Here is a 17,454-nt window from a genome sequence, read left to right on the forward strand (position 1 = left end):
CTGAAGCTGCGCTGCAGACAGGAGTGGGTAAGATGGCGGGATTTAAGCAAAAACGATTTTTTTTCTGGTGGGCTTTAGTTGCTCTGCTCAGTCTTTCGGCCTGTAAACAAAGTCCGGAGCCGTTACAGCTCACGCAGCAGCAATGGGCAGAGCACCTGCAGTTGCCTTCGGTACAACAGGCCAGTGAGCTTAGTTTAAGTTGGTCTGACAAAGTCACTCAGCACGAATTACAGTGGCAGGACAGCGCCCGGGGCCGTGAAGTGCCGGCCTTGTTATATCTGCCCGCTGGTGTTTCTGCGGCAAAGTTGCCGCTGATAGTGTTTTCGCATGGCCTTGGCGGCTCCCGCGACCGTTATGCTTATCTTGGTCTGTACTGGGCCAGTCAGGGTTTTGCCAGTTTACACTTGCAACATATTGGCAGCGATCGGCAGATCTGGCGTGGCAGCCGGTTGACCTTGCCGTTTCGGCTGATGAGTGCGGCCGGTGAGGAAGAAGCTCTGGCGCGGGTGGCGGATGTGCGTTTTGGTCTGGATAAGCTATTGCAGTCTGAATTTGCTGCGCTGATAGACCAAAACAAGCTGATTATGGCTGGTCATTCATATGGTGCTAACACCACTATGCTGGTTCTTGGCGCTAAAGCTGAGCCACACCAGGCTGATTTACGTGATGCCAGATTCAGTGCCGGTATGCTGATTTCAGCCCCGCCTTTTTATAATGACAAACCGCTGTCGCAAGTGCTGGCCGGTATTGCGGTTCCAACCTTACATATCACCAATACCATGGACGAAATAGAGGTGCCGGGTTACCACTCCAGACCGGAAGAGCGTATTGATATTTATCAGGCCATGCCAGGGCCGGAAAAAGTGCTGGCGGTGTTTTATGGTGGCAATCACAATATTTTTTCCGGCAGAAGGCAAAAACCAGAGCTGGCACTGCAGGACAAAGTTCTGAAAGCTGCAACTCAAAGTTTGTCGGCAGCTTTTGTGCGGCAAATCACCGGAGAGGGCCCAAGAGCGGTCGCGCAGTGGCGACAACAGCATCAACCTTTGCTGGCACAGTTTGAACAATATGCAACACTGAGCACTGCTGGAACAGCACGTCAGGCACTGAATTAAGCTGTTTTGTGTTTTGTGTTTTGTGTTAAAAATGGAAAGGGTTTTGGTAGGGCGGCCCTGCGCTATATACAGGTTAAAAAAGTGAGTAAAAAACAGGTATAAATAATGGCTTGCTGCAGCGTTGGCTACAGCAATTGCCGTTTTTTCAGTTCATCTTCCAGTGCTGCTAAATCGGCACCACGGATCACCTTATTGCCAATCAGGATCTGTGGAATACCTTCTGCGCCCAGCGTTTGAAATAGTTGCTGAACCTTGGGATCTGCTGACTCTATGTCTCTGTTTTCAAACACCAGCTGATGTTGATTCAGGTAGTTTTTTACTTTATCGCAGTATTGGCACCAGGACGCTGAATACAAAATCAACCTTTTGTCGGTGGCGGCAAAATGGGCGCTGGTGTCCATTTCAATCACAGTGGGCGGCTGATTGGCATATTGCCAGCCGTACAAGGCCGCAATGCCGATAGCAAAACCCAGAACGACTGTCATCACAGAGCTCAGTAACGATTTGAATGCTTGTCGATTGATCATCATCTTCTCTAAAGCTAAAGGCACTTTCAGTGACGAAAGTGCCATGTTCTGGCCTTGTTATTGTGGTGTACCACAACCCCATTTACACAATTGCAGATGTGAACTACAGGTGGTTGAAGGGCCGCCGCCAGCCAGACAAATTCTGGATTTCTGATGGCAATCAAGAATGCATTGCTCGTAGGGTGACAGATCGTCCGAAGCAAAGCTGAAAAATGCCACAGCCAGACCGGCACCAAAGGCCAGTGATTTTATTAATTTACTAATTTTCATGAATATTCCTTATTGTGTCAGATTAGGTACTGCATAGCTGAGATATCACAAGGTGAGCTTTCAGGCAGGGCAGGTAACAGAGTGACAATCCCATCACTGCATGTTCAACAACGGCATGCTGTCAGTTGAAGCCCGGTGCTGCAGTTTTAACCTTGTGCTCTGATAGTTGTTAGATTCCAGCCGGGTACGCGTGAGGGAATGCAGATAAATTGCTGATAAAAGTTTGATAATGGTCGGCGGAGCACTTTGTGCTGTTGCCATGCAAGGGCATAAAAAAGTTGGAGTGAAAAAAGCCGGGTTAATTCACCGGCTTTGCTGCAGAGTTGGTTAGCTGCTATCTGATGGCACTATTCAGGCGGCAATTACACCGCCAAAAAGTCCAGCATACCTTCAGCCGCTTTGCGGCCCTGGGCTATGGCGGTTACCACTAAATCGGATCCGCGCACCATATCCCCACCGGCAAAAATCTTTTGCTGGTTGGTTTGCAGTGGGAACAGGCTGTTTTCACTGGCAATCACCCGGCCTTTGCTGTCGAGTTCAATGCCTTTGTCCTGTAACCATTTTGGCGGGCTTGGCTGAAAACCAAAAGCAATCACCACAGCATCAGCAGCCAGCACCTGCTCAGAGCCTGGCACCACTTCGGCAGAGCGGCGGCCTTTTGCATCCGGCGCACCAAGGGCGGTAGACACCACTTTTACGCCACAGGCACGGCCTTCATTATTTATTTCAATGCCCAAAGGCTGCAGGTTAAACATAAATTCAACCCCTTCTTCGCGGGCGTTTTGCACTTCTTTGCGTGAACCCGGCATATTGGCTTCGTCACGACGGTAAGCACAAATCACTTTGCTGGCGCCCTGACGAATGGCAGTACGTACACAGTCCATCGCAGTGTCACCACCACCCAGCACCACCACGTTTTTGCCTTTCAGATCAACAAATTGATGTTCGGTTTGCCAGCCCATTAAGTTATTGATATTGCCAATTAAATAAGGCAGAGCTTCATAAACGCCAGGCACCTGTTCATTGACTAAACCGCCAGCCATTGGCGTGTAAGTGCCAAGAGCTAAAAACACGGCATCGTATTCTTCCAGCAGGCTGTCAAAACTCACATCCACACCCACTGTGGTGTTTAAGCGAAACTCGATGCCCATAGCGCTGAAAATTTCACGGCGTAGCTGCATCACACCTTTTTCCAGTTTAAAAGGTGGAATACCAAAGGTCAGCAAACCGCCGATTTCCGGATACTTATCAAACACAACAGGGGTCACGCCATTACGCACCAGCACGTCAGCACACGCCAAACCTGCCGGGCCTGCGCCTATCACCGCTACTTTTTTATCGGTTTTAACGACTGCCGATAAGTCCGGCCGCCAACCCATCTCAAAGGCTTTGTCGGTGATGTATTTTTCAATAGAACCAATAGTGACAGCACCAAAACCTTCGTTTAGGGTACAGGCGCCTTCACAAAGCCGGTCTTGCGGGCAAACCCGGCCACAGACTTCAGGTAAGCTATTGGTTTTATGTGATAATTCTGCAGCTTCAATAATTTTGCCGTCGTTGGCAAGTTTTAGCCACTGCGGAATATAGTTATGCACCGGGCATTTCCATTCGCAGTAGGGGTTACCACAATCGAGGCAACGATCGGCTTGACCTGCCGCCTGGGTGTCGGTCATTGGCTGATAAATTTCGACAAACTTAATGGTGCGATCTTCATGCGACTTTTTCGGCGGATCGACCCTTTTTACATCAATAAACTGATAAACATTCTGTGCCATGGTTAATTCTCCACCCTTACATCGCCTGAACCCGCAGCTCTGCTGAGGAGCGTGCGCGGTGACCTAATAACGTATTGACGTCACTGGTTTTTGGTTTAATCAACTTAAACTGGCTTAAGCAGCTTTGGAACGACGACAAAATTTTGTGCGCGCGCTCTGAACCCGTTGCTTCAAAATGCTGATGAATCAGGCTACGCAAATGCTCCTGTAAGATTGGCGTGCTGACATCTAAACATTCCACCAGTTCAGGGTTGACCCTAAGGGCTAAATCCTGATGTTCATCAAATAAATAGGCAAAACCACCTGTCATACCGGCACCAAAATTCACACCGGTTTGCCCAAGCACTACCACCACACCGCCTGTCATATATTCACAGCAGTTATCGCCTGTGCCTTCAATCACCGCTATAGCGCCTGAGTTACGCACGGCAAAACGTTCACCAGCTCGACCTGCTGCATAAAAACGCCCGCCGGTAGCGCCATATAAACAGGTGTTACCCACAATAGTTGCGTTGTCGCGGGCAAAACTGACGCCTTTGGGCGGATAAATAGCCAGTTGTCCGCCTGTCATGCCTTTGCCGACATAATCGTTGGCATCACCTTGCAACGACAGATGCAAACCACCGGCATTCCAGACACCAAAACTCTGACCGGCAGTGCCGGTAAACTGCACTTCAATTGGCTCAGTTGCCATGCCCTGATTACCGTGATGACGGGCAATTAACCCTGACAAAGCTGCACCCACTGAGCGGTCGGTATTGCGGATAGGCAAACTTAACCGGCCGCCGGTTTTAAATTTCACCATATCAACACATTTGCTGACCATCAGCTGGTTCAGCGGGCCAGAATCAAAGGGATCGTTGTTTTGCATGCAGTGCAGCGGTTTGTCGGACTTCACCCCACAAGCCTGCAAAATAGGAGATAAATCCAGTTTTACCTGCCGTGCGGTCTGGCCTTCACGCTGCACCAGTAAATCGGTGCGGCCAATCAGGTCAGTGATTTCTTTTACCCCTAATTCAGCCATCAGCTGCCGTACTTCCAGCGCTAAAAACTTAAAGTAATTCATCACCATTTCCGGCAAACCGTTAAAGTGGTCGCGCCGAAGGGTGGCGTCCTGAGTGGCCACACCGGTAGCGCAGTTATTTAAGTGGCAAATCCGCAGGAATTTACAACCTAAAGCCACCATAGGGCCTGTGCCAAAACCAAAACTTTCAGCGCCTAAAATGGCCGCTTTCACTACGTCCAGGCCGGTTTTTAAACCGCCATCCACTTGCAGGCGCACCCGGTCGCGCAGGCCGTTTTCCACTAACGCCTGATGCACTTCGGCAAGGCCAAGCTCCCATGGCGAGCCGGCGTATTTGACCGATGTTAAAGGGCTTGCGCCTGTGCCACCGTCATAACCAGAAATGGTAATCAGGTCGGCATAAGCTTTGGCCACACCTGTTGCAATAGTGCCAACACCAGGCTCAGACACTAATTTCACGGAAATCAGCGCCTGTGGATTCACCTGCTTTAAGTCAAAAATCAGCTGCGATAAATCTTCAATCGAATAAATATCATGATGTGGTGGTGGCGAAATGAGGGTCACGCCTGGCACTGAATAACGCAGCCGCGCTATTTCGGCCGTGACTTTTTCACCCGGTAGCTGACCGCCTTCACCCGGCTTGGCGCCTTGTGCCACTTTAATCTGAATGACTTCAGCATTGACCAAATAATGTGGTGTCACGCCAAAACGGCCGGACGCCACCTGTTTGATTTTGCTGTTTTTTTCGGTGCCAAAACGGCGTGGATCTTCACCACCTTCACCTGAGTTAGAACGGCCGCCCAAACGGTTCATGGCAATGGCCAAAGCTTCGTGCGCTTCCGGGCTTAAAGCGCCAATCGACATAGCGGCGCTGTCAAACCTTGGGTAGAGCTGCTCGGCAGGTGCCACTTCGTCCAGAGTAATAGGGGACACATGGTCGCTTTTTATAGTTAATAAATCGCGGATATGGGCCACAGGGCGTTGATTGACAAAGTCGGAATAGACTTTGTAATCCTCGTACAGACCGCTTTTCACCGCTTTTTGCAGGCTTTGTACTACGTCCGGGTTGTACGCGTGGTATTCGCCGTCGTGTACATATTTGAGTAAACCACCATGATCCAATGGCTTACGTTTGAGCCAGGCCATATTGGCGCGCTGCTGCACGTCCTGCTGGAAATCTTCAAAGTCGGCGCCGCCCAAACGTGAAGGCACGTCCGGGAAACACAGCTGCATCACGTTTTTGTTGACACCCACTGCTTCAAATAAGTTAGAGCAGCGGTAACTGGCCACAGTGGAAATGCCCATTTTCGACATTATTTTATAAAGGCCTTTATTAATGCCTTTACGGTAGTTTGTTACAGCTTCACGGGCTGTGATATTTAACGAGCCTTTTTCGCACAGCTGTTCCACAGTTTCATAAGCCAAAAACGGATAAATACCGGTGGCGCCAAGACCAACCAACACCGCAAAGTGATGTGGGTCGCGTGCAGTTGCGGTTTCTATCACTATATTGGAATCACAGCGCAGCTGGGCGTCCACTAAGGCGTGATGCACAGCACCCACCGCCATCGCAGCCGGAATAGGAATCAGCTCTGGCGCAATACGGCGGTCGGTTAAAATAACCAGCACCACTTTGTGTTCGCGCACCGACACAATGGCTTCCTGCGCCACACGACGTACTGCCTGCTCCAGTGTTTCTTCAGTTGGGTTGTAATTCAGGCTGAAAATCTGATGTTTGTAGTATTTTTCATCGGCAGTTTTTAACTGTTTTAAATCCGAATACATCATTACCGGCGATTCAAACTGAATACGGCGGGCATAACCTGCGGTTTCCGAAAACACGTTGTGCTCGCGGCCAATACTGGTGGCCAGCGACATCACATGCGCTTCACGCAGTGGGTCAATTGGTGGGTTGGTGACCTGGGCAAACTGCTGGCGGAAATAATCGTAAAAGGTGCGGGGTTTACGCGACAACACCGCCATCGGCGTGTCATCACCCATAGAGCCCACAGCTTCCTGACCGTCTTTGGCCAGCACGGTAATAACCTGATCAATTTCTTCATAGCTGTAATTAAACAGCTTGTGATACACCATCATTTCATCGTCGCTGAACACCCTTTTACCAATCAAATCCACTTCGAATTTTTCATAAGGCACTAAACGTTGTACGTTTTGGGTCAGCCACTGGCGGTACGGGTGACGGGCACGTAAGTCTTCGTCAATTTCGTTGGAGCGCCAGATTTTTCCTGTTTGTGTATCAACTGCCAGCATCTCGCCCGGCCCCACGCGGCCTTTTTCCTGTACTTCATCAGGTGTGTAGTCCCAAATGCCAACTTCAGAAGCCAGCGTAATTAATTTATCTTTGGTAATGACAAAACGGGCAGGGCGCAGGCCGTTGCGGTCCAGATTACAGGCCACATGCTGGCCGTTAGTCAGCACAATACCGGCCGGACCATCCCATGGCTCCATATGCATGGAGTTAAATTCATAAAAGGCTTTGAGGTCATCATCCATCACTTTGTTGCCTTGCCATGCCGGCGGCACCAGCAAACGCATAGCGCGGAACAAATCCATACCACCTGCTAAAAACAACTCAAGCATGTTGTCGAGCGAGCTGGAATCTGAGCCCTTTTGACCCACAAAAGGTGCGGCATTTTGCATATCCGGCAGCAGCGGGGAGGCAAATTTGTACTGACGGGCCCGCGCCCATTGGCGGTTGCCTGTGATGGTATTAATTTCACCATTGTGCGCCAGGAAACGGAACGGCTGCGCCAAAGCCCAGCGGGGCATGGTGTTGGTGGAAAAACGCTGGTGGAATACACAAATTGCCGTTTCCATGCGGATATCGGCTAGATCCAGATAATAACCCGGCAAATCGGCCGGCATCATCAGGCCTTTAAATACAGTGACTAAACCGGAAAAACTCGGAATATAAAAGTCATCGTCGTTGACAATTTGTTTTTCAATACGACGGCGCACCATATACAAACGGCGCTCTAAATCGTGGTCGCCCCAGCCCGGCTGAGCGCTGACAAACACCTGCACCACTTTAGGCATAGAAGAGAGCGCAATAGGACCAAGCACTGAAGGGTCTACCGGCACATCACGCCAGCCTACAAGAGTTAAGGTTTCGCGGGCTATTTCGGTTTCGGCAATATGTTTGGCAAATTCGGCTTTGACCGGATCCTGGCTTAAAAAGAAAATACCAACACCGTATTTTTTACCTAAGGTCCAGCCATTTTCTTCGGCAATAGCCCGAAAAAAGCTGTCAGGTTTTTGCATCAGCAAACCACAACCATCACCGGTTTTACCGTCGGCTGAAATCCCACCCCTATGCTGCATCCGGTCCAGACCGCTGATAGCGGTACGAACAATACGATGGCTGGCAGTGCCCTCTAAATGTGCAATCAAACCAAAGCCACAGTTTTCTCTGGCCTGACTGTGGTGATACAACCCCATGATATAAACCCTCCAACCTGTCCTGCATGCAAAAATACCCGTCGTCATTGCGGATGCAGGGGTGTTGGCGCCTTCACTCATGCCAATCACATAGTTCACTATGCTTATGGCAATTCGTTCAGTTGCCGCCTACCTGCATCCACAATGACCCGGACAAAATGTTGTGGTCATTATGGATGCAGAGGGTGGTTGCCACCTTCGCTGATGCCTATCGCATAGTTCTGTACGCTGATGGCATGTCGTTCAGTTGTCGAAGTATCCACCCGGGCCAATCTTTATTCACCACAACCTGGGGAGCAACCCCTTGTCATCGAGAATAAGGGTATTTTGCCCTTATGTTCTGCCTGCATCTATCGCTAATGATTTCAGTATAAATATGTTTAATTAATGAATTATTATTCTAATTTTTAGTTTTTTTACGTGTGAAAGAAAATAACGGCGTTATTTTCAAGGGTCAAGGGTTGTTAGTGTTTTTACTCTAGTGCGGTCTGCGCGTCGTTTAGACGTCTATACATAAAGACCTTGCTTTAGATATACCGATTTTTACCAGCAATTGCAAGCTGACTTTTAGCGAATAGTGGTGGTTTTGTCTTGTGGTGTTTAAAGTGGGAGTTGTGTAATAAAATTACATTTTTGCACTAAAAATTGCTGTTTCTAGCAATTTAAGCCAACAAAAAAGCTGCCGAAGCAGCTTTTTAAGGTGAATTTACCACAAATCTTATGCGGTAATTATGCGGTGAAGCGGCAGTGGAAATTTTGCCTGTTTTACCAGATCAGGCGCGATAACCGCCTTCCAATCCTTTGACTGTCACTGCCACTGCATCATGAGCATGCAAAGATTCATAGTGATTGACCCGCAACCAGAAATCGTCAAATTCAGATAACTGATTCAGCGCGTGTTTTAAACGACGGGCAGCGTCTTCACAGAACATCAGGTTCTGACCGTTTAAGCGGGCAAACTCTTGTTCGTCAGCGCGTTTCACTGCAGCTTGCACCGGTGTTTTTAACGCATCTTCAATAGCGTCGATCAGTGCAACAATAGGAAACTCTGTCACTTTGTGATTCAGTTTCACTTTAATTTCAGCAACAGAACGCTGGCTGTGAGGCGTGGCCACTATGCCCTGGGTTGTGCCCAGCCAATCCACTACCAATTCACTGCTGATTTGTTGCTGACCGGCAAACTTTTTCACAAAAGCTTCCTGAATAAGCTGACGCGCCAGTGCTGCTGAACAAGGGCAGGTTGATGAATAAGGCACTTTCACCGCTAACTCTACTGAAAGCTCTTTATCAACCACCTGGCCTGTCACTGTCACCGGATAGGCTTTCCAACCTTGTTTTTCGGTGATCAAGGCTTTACGGCGCAGGTGCAGGTCAAAGTCAAACTTTACAAAAGCCTGATTACTCAAATCTTCATGGCTGGTAATAAAACCATCCAGCAGATCACACAGACTGGCATGACTTAAGGTGGACTCGCGTGATAAATCGTCCAGCAGCAGATATAACCTGGACATATGAATGCCTTTGGCTTTTGGATCTTTTAAATTCACAAAAGCTTCGACATGGGCACTGACCTGACGCGGTGCTTCACCGGCAATAGCCAGCATCAGTGGCACTTCAATATTGCTCATTCCAACCCAGTCCAGTACCCCTTCGGTGGTGGCACAAGAGTGATTGGCTACATCTGGCATCGCTGTCGGCATGAATTCTCCAAGATCCGTCGATTGCATAAAAGGCGTTAGCTGGGGTTGTTGCTACTGCGTTTGTGCACAGGCAAAAACCGTTGGATGGCTAAAAAGGGCTGCATTTTACCCCAGTTCACAAATTTGTCTTATGAAAAATTTGCAATAAGGTCATCCATTTTTTCGAGCTATGGTGTCAAAAACCAGAATACCCGATTAAATCAGTCGGGTATTCTACTCCTTCCATTTACGCACTGACAAGCAAAGTGGATCAGCGTGGCGGATTTTCAAAGGTGCCAAACACCAGCGCCTTTTGTTGTTGCACCATGGTGCGGCCTTTGGCGTACACACTGTGAATTTGCAGATCGTCTTTGTGAATAAGCACTAAATCGGCCGCTTTGCCTACCGCCAGCTCACCTTTGTGCTTCAGGCCAAGCACAGCAGCGGGGGAGGCGCTGATAGCGGCAATGGCATTGCTTAAACTCACCTGATAATCCAGAACTGCAGTTCTGGCGCTTTGGTACAAACTGCTGACTTTACCTACTTCCAGACCCAATAATTCTCCCTGGGGGTTAAACAGCGGTAAGCTGGCATTACCATCCGAGCTCAGTGTTAAGTTGGCAATTGGAATTTGCTGCTCCAGTGCCAGCGCAAGCGCTTGTGCTGCTGCCACTTCACCATGCTTTAAATCGTAAGCTGTGGTGCTGGTGGTAAAATCAATAACACCACCTGCTTTGGCAAAACGGATACCGGCGGCAAACACATCCTGATTGCGGTTGATATGGGTGGGGTAAAATTGCCGCAGTGATAACTCAGTGCCATTTACCGCCTGATGCAGCGGGTCCAGTAACGAAGCGCCCGAACCCACATGCACACTGACAATACCTGCTTTGCCGGCCAGCATACCGCCAACCCTGGCTTCGGCAGCCACTTTTCGCAGTTCAGTTAAAGTGGGCTGGGATGAACGGTGGTCGCTGATGGCAATTTCACCCACACCAATAAACTTGTCGACAAGGATTAAATCATCGGTGACAGAGCCCATTAAAGTGCGGCAGGGGACTTGATAAGAGCCGGTGTGGCAATAAGTTGAAATACCTTCAGTTTCAAGCGCATGGGCCTTGGCCAGCAGATTGGTTAAGGTGCGGGTGGTGGCATCTGTACCCAGCACACCTATGGCCGTTGTCACGCCGCCTAAAGTGGCGTCTGTCAGCTGCATTTCCGGAGTGCGGCTGGCAAAACCACCTTCACCACCACCACCGATAAAGTGCACCAGCGAATCCACAAAACCCGGTGTTAAATAACAGTCACTGGCGTCAATTACTTCAATCGGCAAATTGTGCTGACCGATCAGCAAATCCTTGCCAATAGCGGCGATTTGGCCGCCGGCTATTAATAAATCCTGTTGACCCAGATCCATAGGCGCCAGCAGATGGGCATTTTTAAATAGTTTAATTGGGCTCATCATCTGCTCCTTATTGATAACCGATAGCTACAGCCACGAACACCGACAGACTTGCCAGCACAAAGAGCCACAGCTGTAGTTTCCAGGCAAATTTTGCCCAGACCATCCAGTCGACCCGAACAACCCCCAGACAGCCAATAAGTGAGGCCGAGGTTGGCACTATGCAGTTGGTTAAACCATCACCCAGCTGAAAAGCCAGTACCGCAATTTGCCGGGATACACCGACTAAATCAGATAAAGGCGCTACCAGCGGCATGGTTAAAGCGGCCTGACCTGAGCCCGAGGTCACAAAAAAGTTAAACACCGATTGGAAAATCAGCATCAGCCAGGCGGCTATATAAGAAGACACACCGCTGAAACTCTCGCCAGCCAGGTGCAACAGGGTGTTAAGCACCGAAGGCTGAGTCGGGTCGTCGCCACCAAGCAGCAGTACTATGCCTTTGGCCATACCCACAATCATGGCGGCCGGCAAAAGTTCAGCGGCCCCTTGTTTAAAGGCGTCGGCTGCGCCGTTGATGGTCATTCTTTTGCCCAGAATGGCAATAATGGCGGTGGCAATACCCAGGGCAAAAAACTGGGTAGCAATTTCAGGAATATAATAACCGCGCGCCACCACACCCCAGATCACCCAGCCGATACCAGCTACAAATACCGTTAAAATGGCGGCGTCCAGAGCACCAAAAGCAGATTGCTGTTGTTGTAGTTGTTGGCTTCTTAACTTTTCATCTGTGGCAAAACTCAGTGAAAGCTTTGGTTGTTGTTTGATTCTGGCGGCATAACGCATGGTGAAAATAATGCCAAACAGCGTAAATACCAGCCACAGCAGCATACGATAAGAAGCGCCGGACATCAGCGGCACACCGGCAATGCCCTGGGCTATGGCCACACTAAAAGGATTCATCCAGCTGGTGGCAAAACCTATCTGGGTGGCGATATAAGTTACCAGCACTGTGGTTATGGCGTCATAACCTAAAGCCAGCATTAATGGCAGCAGCACGATACAAAAGGCGATGGCTTCTTCACCCATACCAAAGACGGCACCGCCGAGTGAAAACAGAGTAAACATCAGCGGAATAAATAAAAATTGCATGTTTTGTGTGCGTTTTATCAGCGCCAGAATACCGTTGTTCACAGCGCCTGACTGCATAATGATGCCAAAAGCGCCGCCGGTTAGCAGAATAAAGGCAATAACACCAATGGCCGCCCCCATTTTGTCGCCTGACACCATGCCTTCAAAGGCGTAATTCAGAAAACCAGTTTCACCTTGTTCGGCAAAAAGCACCACACCCTGGTTGTTATCCTGGCTATAGCTGAAACTTTGTGGATCTATCCGTGCTTTTTGTAATTCACTCTGGGCATTGGTTTGGGCGGGCAATAACTTAAAACTACCGGCTGGGATCAGATGGGAGGCCAGTGCGGCCAGCACCATGACAAAAAACAAAATTACAAAAGCATCAGGCATGCTGAGCGCTTTTGGCGGGGTATTGTGTTGCATAACAAAAATCTCTTTTCCAAAGTGTTGGACAGGCCAGATGTTCAGGCGCTGTGCTTGCTGATTCAAGCCTTTTGCTTGTTCAGGTGCATGACTTGAGTAAAAAGCTGCAGACAGATTGTTAACAAGTGTGGGCTACACATTGATGTGTACACAAAGTGCAGTGGACAAATGTAAAACAACAAGATGCCGCAGTCAGAATGACCGGGCAGGATCTACTCGTTAAACCACTCCGATAAGTAGTACGGCGAGTAATGATAGCTTGGCAATAACACGGCGTTTTTTAACATTGAACGACCAAATAACCAGCATGAAGGTTAGAAAAAGACTGTTTAGGATTATCTGTAATTGGCAAAGATGTCAATACCAGTTAATCTAACAGCCTTATTTTCATTCGTTTAGCGCGTTTAACTCATTAAAACAAGAAGAGACTATGAAATTAGCCCACTGTTGCTGGCCAGTTCTGGCATCAATGTTACCGCTGTTATCGGTCCAGGCCGCAGATATAAAATCCGGCTCATCAACCAGCAAAGCGATGCCATCTTATTCGATGATGTTGATAGGTGGCGGCGCTTCGGTTTGTTCTTCAACAGAAAAATCACAATGTGATGCAACAGCAAGTTTCAGCGAGAATGCAAAGACCGGTGCGCTTTTTAGTGTGCAGGCAAAATACATCGACAATATTGTCAACAACGAATTCTGGCCAGCTGCACGTAAAACAACAGCACAGCAGGTTGGTGCTTTGTTAAAACATTTACAGAACAAGCTGGCTGGCAGTGAAGTGACTTCGCGTGAACTTAGCAGGTTGTGGCGCTCAAGCGAAGCTGAACATAACGGCAGCTGGGTGTCGGGACGTGAGCTTTATAGCAGCCTGAGTGAAGCGGAACGCAATTTTGTGTTTGACCAACTCGAAGTTGAAGTCAGTGAAAGAACTTCAGCGGCAAATCGCAAAAAAGAACAGGTATTGCCGCAAAACAGCAAAGACACTATTTCACTGGGGCTATACCAGCAATTTGTCAGTCTTGCCACCGAAGTCAGTGGAAAAAGAGCGCCGAGAATTCTGGTCGTGACAGCTTCAGGACGCGACCCTTTTGCGGCCGTTGATTATTACGTAGATTTGTTTAAAAAACTGGGCGCAGATGCCAGCTGGTTACCGGTGAATGCCGCTTATCAGGCCGCACAGAGAGATAGTGCAGGTCGTGCTGTTGGTTGTCAGAATTATCTGCAACATTTAGTGCAGGAGCAGGGCAGTTTTCAGCGTGGGCGGGTTTATCCTGACTTGCTGGCTGAGCAAAAAGATTTTTGTAACAAGGGGTCAGATCAGGCGTTGGAGATGATTCGCCGTGCTGATGCCATTTTCTTTAATGGTGGTGATCAAAGCCTGACCTATAAAGCCTTTAAACAACCCGATGGCTCAGACAGCAAAGAGCTGGCGCAAATCCGCACTATGCTCGGTAAAGGTGAGCTGGTACTGGCCGGCACCAGTGCAGGCACTGCTGTAATGTCCGGTGGCAGTTATTTAGGTGCTGATACTGTAATGATCAGCAACGGCCAGAGCCCACAAGCTATTTATCAGGGCGCTTTTGCCGCCAAAGCCCCGTCACCTGGTTGTGAAAACAACAACAGCTGTGGCACAGGTATGGACGAAAATAGCCTGACTTATCAGGCAAATGGTGGCCTGGGTTTATTCCCCTGGGGTGTGCTGGATACACATTTTTCCGAGCGTGGTCGTCAGGGCCGGCTGTTAACTTTGGTCGCACAAAGCAAAAACACTTTTGGTTTTGGTGTGGACGAAGCTACAGCGCTGCTGGTGGGTTTTGATAAGAAAAACCCTGAGTTTATCCGGTTTTCTGTTAGTGGTGCTGAAGGTGTGTATGTGGCACAACGTGTTGCAGAAACCACTGTAGAGCCGTCGCTTATTATGGCGATGCAAAGCCATTATTTTACCAATGGCGACAGCTTTAGTTTGCAGCAGGGTCAATTGTTGGCCAGTTTTGCCGACTGGAAATATGCGCCAAGCACCACCAGCAGTCCCTTGTTAACGTCCGGCAATTTGTTTAGCGGTGATAACTTCCGTCAGCTCGCTAACTTAATGTGTAATAACCAGAGTCGCACTGCGGATGGCAGTTTTAGTGTAGCGGGCAAAGAGTTTAAATTGCAGCTGCGCCGTGATGCCCAGTCGGCAGCCAGATCGGGTCAGTACCATGTGGGCAGTATCAATAAAAACTACTGCTCCTATCGTAATATACAGGTGTCGGTCGCTGGCAATTAATGTTCACCTAACCCAGAGGTGCAGAGCTTGAGTCAATATCCGGTCAAATCCTGGGTAAGACGTCTGGCCGCAGTGTTAAAACTGTGGGGGTGGCTGCAGCTTGCCAGCCTCACAGTGTTATTTATTCTGGTCAGCAGCGCTTTGCTGGCGCTGGCGGTCAGTTTAATTCTGCACAATCAGGTGCGCTGGGACATGGTCGCCGGCGCCTTGTTATTCGCTTTTGTCGCAGCGCCGGTTTTTGTCAGCCTGCTGCTGTATCTGGTACGTCATCTTGACGCCGCGTTATTTTATTTAAAAGACTCCGCCCGCCAGGAAACCCTGCTCAATGAAAACCTGCAGGAAAATATCCGCCAGCTGAACTTTGAAATTGAAGAGCGCAAAAAAGCTTTCCAGGCCAAACGCCGGGCCATTGATGAGCTGCGTAAAGAAATTTCCGAACGGAAAAAAACTCAGCTGGAACTGGAAGAGCAAAGTTTGTTGATGCGCTCTATCGTCGACAGTTCGCCCGATTTATTTTATTACCGCGATGAAACCGGCCGTTTTGCCAGCTGCAATAAAATGTTTGAGCAGCTGATTGGTAAAAGTGCCAGTGAACTGATTGGCCATTATCCGCTGGAAATTTATTCATCAGATATGGCGCCAGCCGCCATTCTGACCGACCACGAAGTGTCGGTAAATCAGGCGGAACTGACGCTTGATGTGGAATACACCACACCACAAGGCCAGGTGATGTGGTTTGAAATGCGTAAAGTACCGTTTTTTGACCGCCAGGGCCGTTATATTGGTTTACTCGGTTTTGGCCGTGACATTACCAGCCGTAAACTGGCCGAGCAGGCGCTGGAGCGGGCTTATCAGGACAAAGGTAAATTTATTGCCACTTTAAGCCATGAGCTACGCACGCCACTGAACGGTATTGTCGGTTTAACCCGGCGTTTGCTGGAAACCGAACTGGCGCCAGAGCAACGCAGCTGGGCCAATACCATTTTCAGCAGCGCTGAAACTTTGGGTAATATTTTTAACGATATTATCGATTTAGATAAAATTGACCGGCAAGATCTCGATATTGTTTATCAAAGTGTGAAGCTTGATCAGTTTATCGGTGATATTGCCAACTTCGCCGAGCTGATTTGCCAGCAAAAAGGCCTGAAGTTTAGCGTGCAGCGGGTGGGCGAGCTTAGCTGTTTTGTCAAACTGGACCCAACCCGGGTGCGCCAGGTGTTGTGGAATTTAATTAATAACGCTGTGAAATTTACCGCCAAAGGTGAAGTCCGGCTTTATTGTGAATTTAGTCAGGCTTCGGGCGCCAATGAGCTGATTTTTATTGTCAGCGACACCGGCATTGGCATAGCGCCACAAGAACAGCAGCGCATTTTTGATATGTATTACAAATCAAGCGATGGCCGCCGTTTAAGTATTGTTGGCTCCGGCATTGGTTTGTCGGTGTCCAAAGCGCTGTCAGAAGCCATGGGCGGTCGAATCAGTTTGCAAAGCCAGCTCAATCAGGGCAGCAGTTTTACCGTACATCTGCCCACCGAAGTGCTGGCCGAGCCTGAGTTGTTAGCGGCAGTACGTTGCCCCAGCCTGACAGTTCTTTTGGTGGAGGATGTGCCACTCAATGCTGAAATAGCGATAAATCTGCTGGAGCAGCGCGGCCATACCGTGGTGCATGCCGAAACAGGCGAAGATGCGTTAGCTTTGCTGGAAACTGAAGACGACATTGATTTAGTGCTGCTGGATATGCAATTGCCGGATATGACCGGCGATCAGATAGCCAGAGCCATGAAACTGGACCCAAGACTTTCGCAAATTCCAATTGTGGTATTAAGCGCCAATGTGCGTAAAGCCGAGCAGCAGCTCGAAGGCATTCAGATAGACGGCGCTCTGGCTAAACCTATTAATACCGCCAATCTGGACCAGCTGTTGGCGCAATTATTTTCACCAAGTTCAGTGCGAAGTTCGACACTTGCGCAACCGGAAAAACAGCAGGACACAGTGCTGGATTTAGGCACATTGCAGGATTATCTGCAGTCGCTTGGTAAAAAGTCGGTGAACCGCAGTATTCAGCTATTTGAGCAGCTGCTGCCGGGTTATATCAACAAAATGCTGGAAGCGGCCACGCAGCGTGAGCTGGAAGAATTTCATGAAGCTGCGCATAAACTTAAAGGCGCTGCGGCTTCGGTTGGCTTGTTATGGGTGCAGCAGCAGGCCAAGTTGTTAGAGCAGGAAGAAACACCCAACTGGCAGACGATGGAGCGGCAGTTAATAGAGTATCACTTAACAATAGAGCGGCATCTGGCTGCGCTGCATGAGTTTGTGGAGCAGTATTAAGCCGGGCAAACTTTGTTTTTTTTGCGCTGTTGCTGTTGTTGTGTCTCACTA

Annotated in this window: 10 protein-coding genes; 3 read left to right on the forward strand and 7 right to left on the reverse strand. The window is 49.0% G+C overall.

From position 1 onward, the window contains the following. The first annotated feature begins 32 nt into the window (after positions 1-32). Entirely contained in the window at positions 33-1,115 is a 1,083-nt protein-coding gene (locus tag N3Z11_RS11990) for an alpha/beta hydrolase family protein (protein ID WP_260657415.1), read from the forward strand. 125 nt (positions 1,116-1,240) lie between these two features. Here N3Z11_RS11990 and N3Z11_RS11995 read toward each other — a convergent pair whose 3' ends face one another. From N3Z11_RS11995 to yfcC, 7 genes are all read right to left on the reverse strand, one after another. After that, a complete protein-coding gene (locus N3Z11_RS11995; protein WP_260657416.1) occupies positions 1,241-1,687 on the reverse strand; it encodes a glutaredoxin family protein in 447 nt (148 codons plus the stop codon). A gap of 12 nt (positions 1,688-1,699) precedes the next feature. Next, complete coding sequence (locus N3Z11_RS12000) at positions 1,700-1,912, reverse strand: hypothetical protein (RefSeq protein ID WP_260657417.1); 213 nt, start codon at positions 1,910-1,912, stop codon at positions 1,700-1,702. A gap of 362 nt (positions 1,913-2,274) precedes the next feature. Next, a complete protein-coding gene (locus N3Z11_RS12005; RefSeq protein ID WP_260657418.1) occupies positions 2,275-3,687 on the reverse strand; it encodes an FAD-dependent oxidoreductase in 1,413 nt (470 codons plus the stop codon). A 16-nt stretch (positions 3,688-3,703) separates the two neighbouring features. Next, positions 3,704-8,170, reverse strand: coding sequence for a glutamate synthase large subunit (gene gltB / locus N3Z11_RS12010; protein ID WP_260657419.1), 4,467 nt, complete (start codon positions 8,168-8,170; stop codon positions 3,704-3,706). A 773-nt stretch (positions 8,171-8,943) separates the two neighbouring features. Beyond that, the gene (folE2, locus tag N3Z11_RS12015; RefSeq protein WP_260657420.1) at positions 8,944-9,870 is read right to left on the reverse strand and encodes a GTP cyclohydrolase FolE2; all 927 of its coding nucleotides are present in this window, start codon (positions 9,868-9,870) and stop codon (positions 8,944-8,946) included. Positions 9,871-10,120: 250 nt separating this feature from the next. Continuing rightward, on the reverse strand, positions 10,121-11,311 hold the full coding sequence (gene iadA, locus N3Z11_RS12020; RefSeq protein WP_260657421.1) for a beta-aspartyl-peptidase: 1,191 nt from the start codon (positions 11,309-11,311) through the stop codon (positions 10,121-10,123). A 10-nt stretch (positions 11,312-11,321) separates the two neighbouring features. Next, on the reverse strand, positions 11,322-12,806 hold the full coding sequence (yfcC, locus tag N3Z11_RS12025; RefSeq protein WP_260657422.1) for a putative basic amino acid antiporter YfcC: 1,485 nt from the start codon (positions 12,804-12,806) through the stop codon (positions 11,322-11,324). 430 nt (positions 12,807-13,236) lie between these two features. On the opposite strand from yfcC, the gene N3Z11_RS12030 reads away from it, so the two are divergent. Continuing rightward, entirely contained in the window at positions 13,237-15,075 is a 1,839-nt protein-coding gene (locus N3Z11_RS12030) for a cyanophycinase (protein WP_260657423.1), read from the forward strand. Between the two features lie 27 nt (positions 15,076-15,102). Then, complete coding sequence (locus tag N3Z11_RS12035; protein ID WP_260657424.1) at positions 15,103-17,403, forward strand: ATP-binding protein; 2,301 nt, start codon at positions 15,103-15,105, stop codon at positions 17,401-17,403. Positions 17,404-17,454: the final 51 nt, after the last annotated feature.

This window comes from Rheinheimera sp. 4Y26, assembly GCF_025245835.1.
Classification (GTDB): domain Bacteria; phylum Pseudomonadota; class Gammaproteobacteria; order Enterobacterales; family Alteromonadaceae; genus Pararheinheimera.

Bases quoted from the DNA above. Each gene is read 5' to 3' on its own strand.
- N3Z11_RS11990 (WP_260657415.1), top strand. From the start codon at position 33: ATGGCGGGATTTAAGCAAAAACGATTTTTTTTCTGGTGGGCTTTAGTT.
- N3Z11_RS11995 (WP_260657416.1), bottom strand. From the start codon at position 1,687: ATGGCACTTTCGTCACTGAAAGTGCCTTTAGCTTTAGAGAAGATGATG.
- N3Z11_RS12000 (WP_260657417.1), bottom strand. From the start codon at position 1,912: ATGAAAATTAGTAAATTAATAAAATCACTGGCCTTTGGTGCCGGTCTG.
- N3Z11_RS12005 (WP_260657418.1), bottom strand. From the start codon at position 3,687: ATGGCACAGAATGTTTATCAGTTTATTGATGTAAAAAGGGTCGATCCG.
- gltB (WP_260657419.1), bottom strand. From the start codon at position 8,170: ATGGGGTTGTATCACCACAGTCAGGCCAGAGAAAACTGTGGCTTTGGT.
- folE2 (WP_260657420.1), bottom strand. From the start codon at position 9,870: ATGCCGACAGCGATGCCAGATGTAGCCAATCACTCTTGTGCCACCACC.
- iadA (WP_260657421.1), bottom strand. From the start codon at position 11,311: ATGAGCCCAATTAAACTATTTAAAAATGCCCATCTGCTGGCGCCTATG.
- yfcC (WP_260657422.1), bottom strand. From the start codon at position 12,806: ATGCAACACAATACCCCGCCAAAAGCGCTCAGCATGCCTGATGCTTTT.
- N3Z11_RS12030 (WP_260657423.1), top strand. From the start codon at position 13,237: ATGAAATTAGCCCACTGTTGCTGGCCAGTTCTGGCATCAATGTTACCG.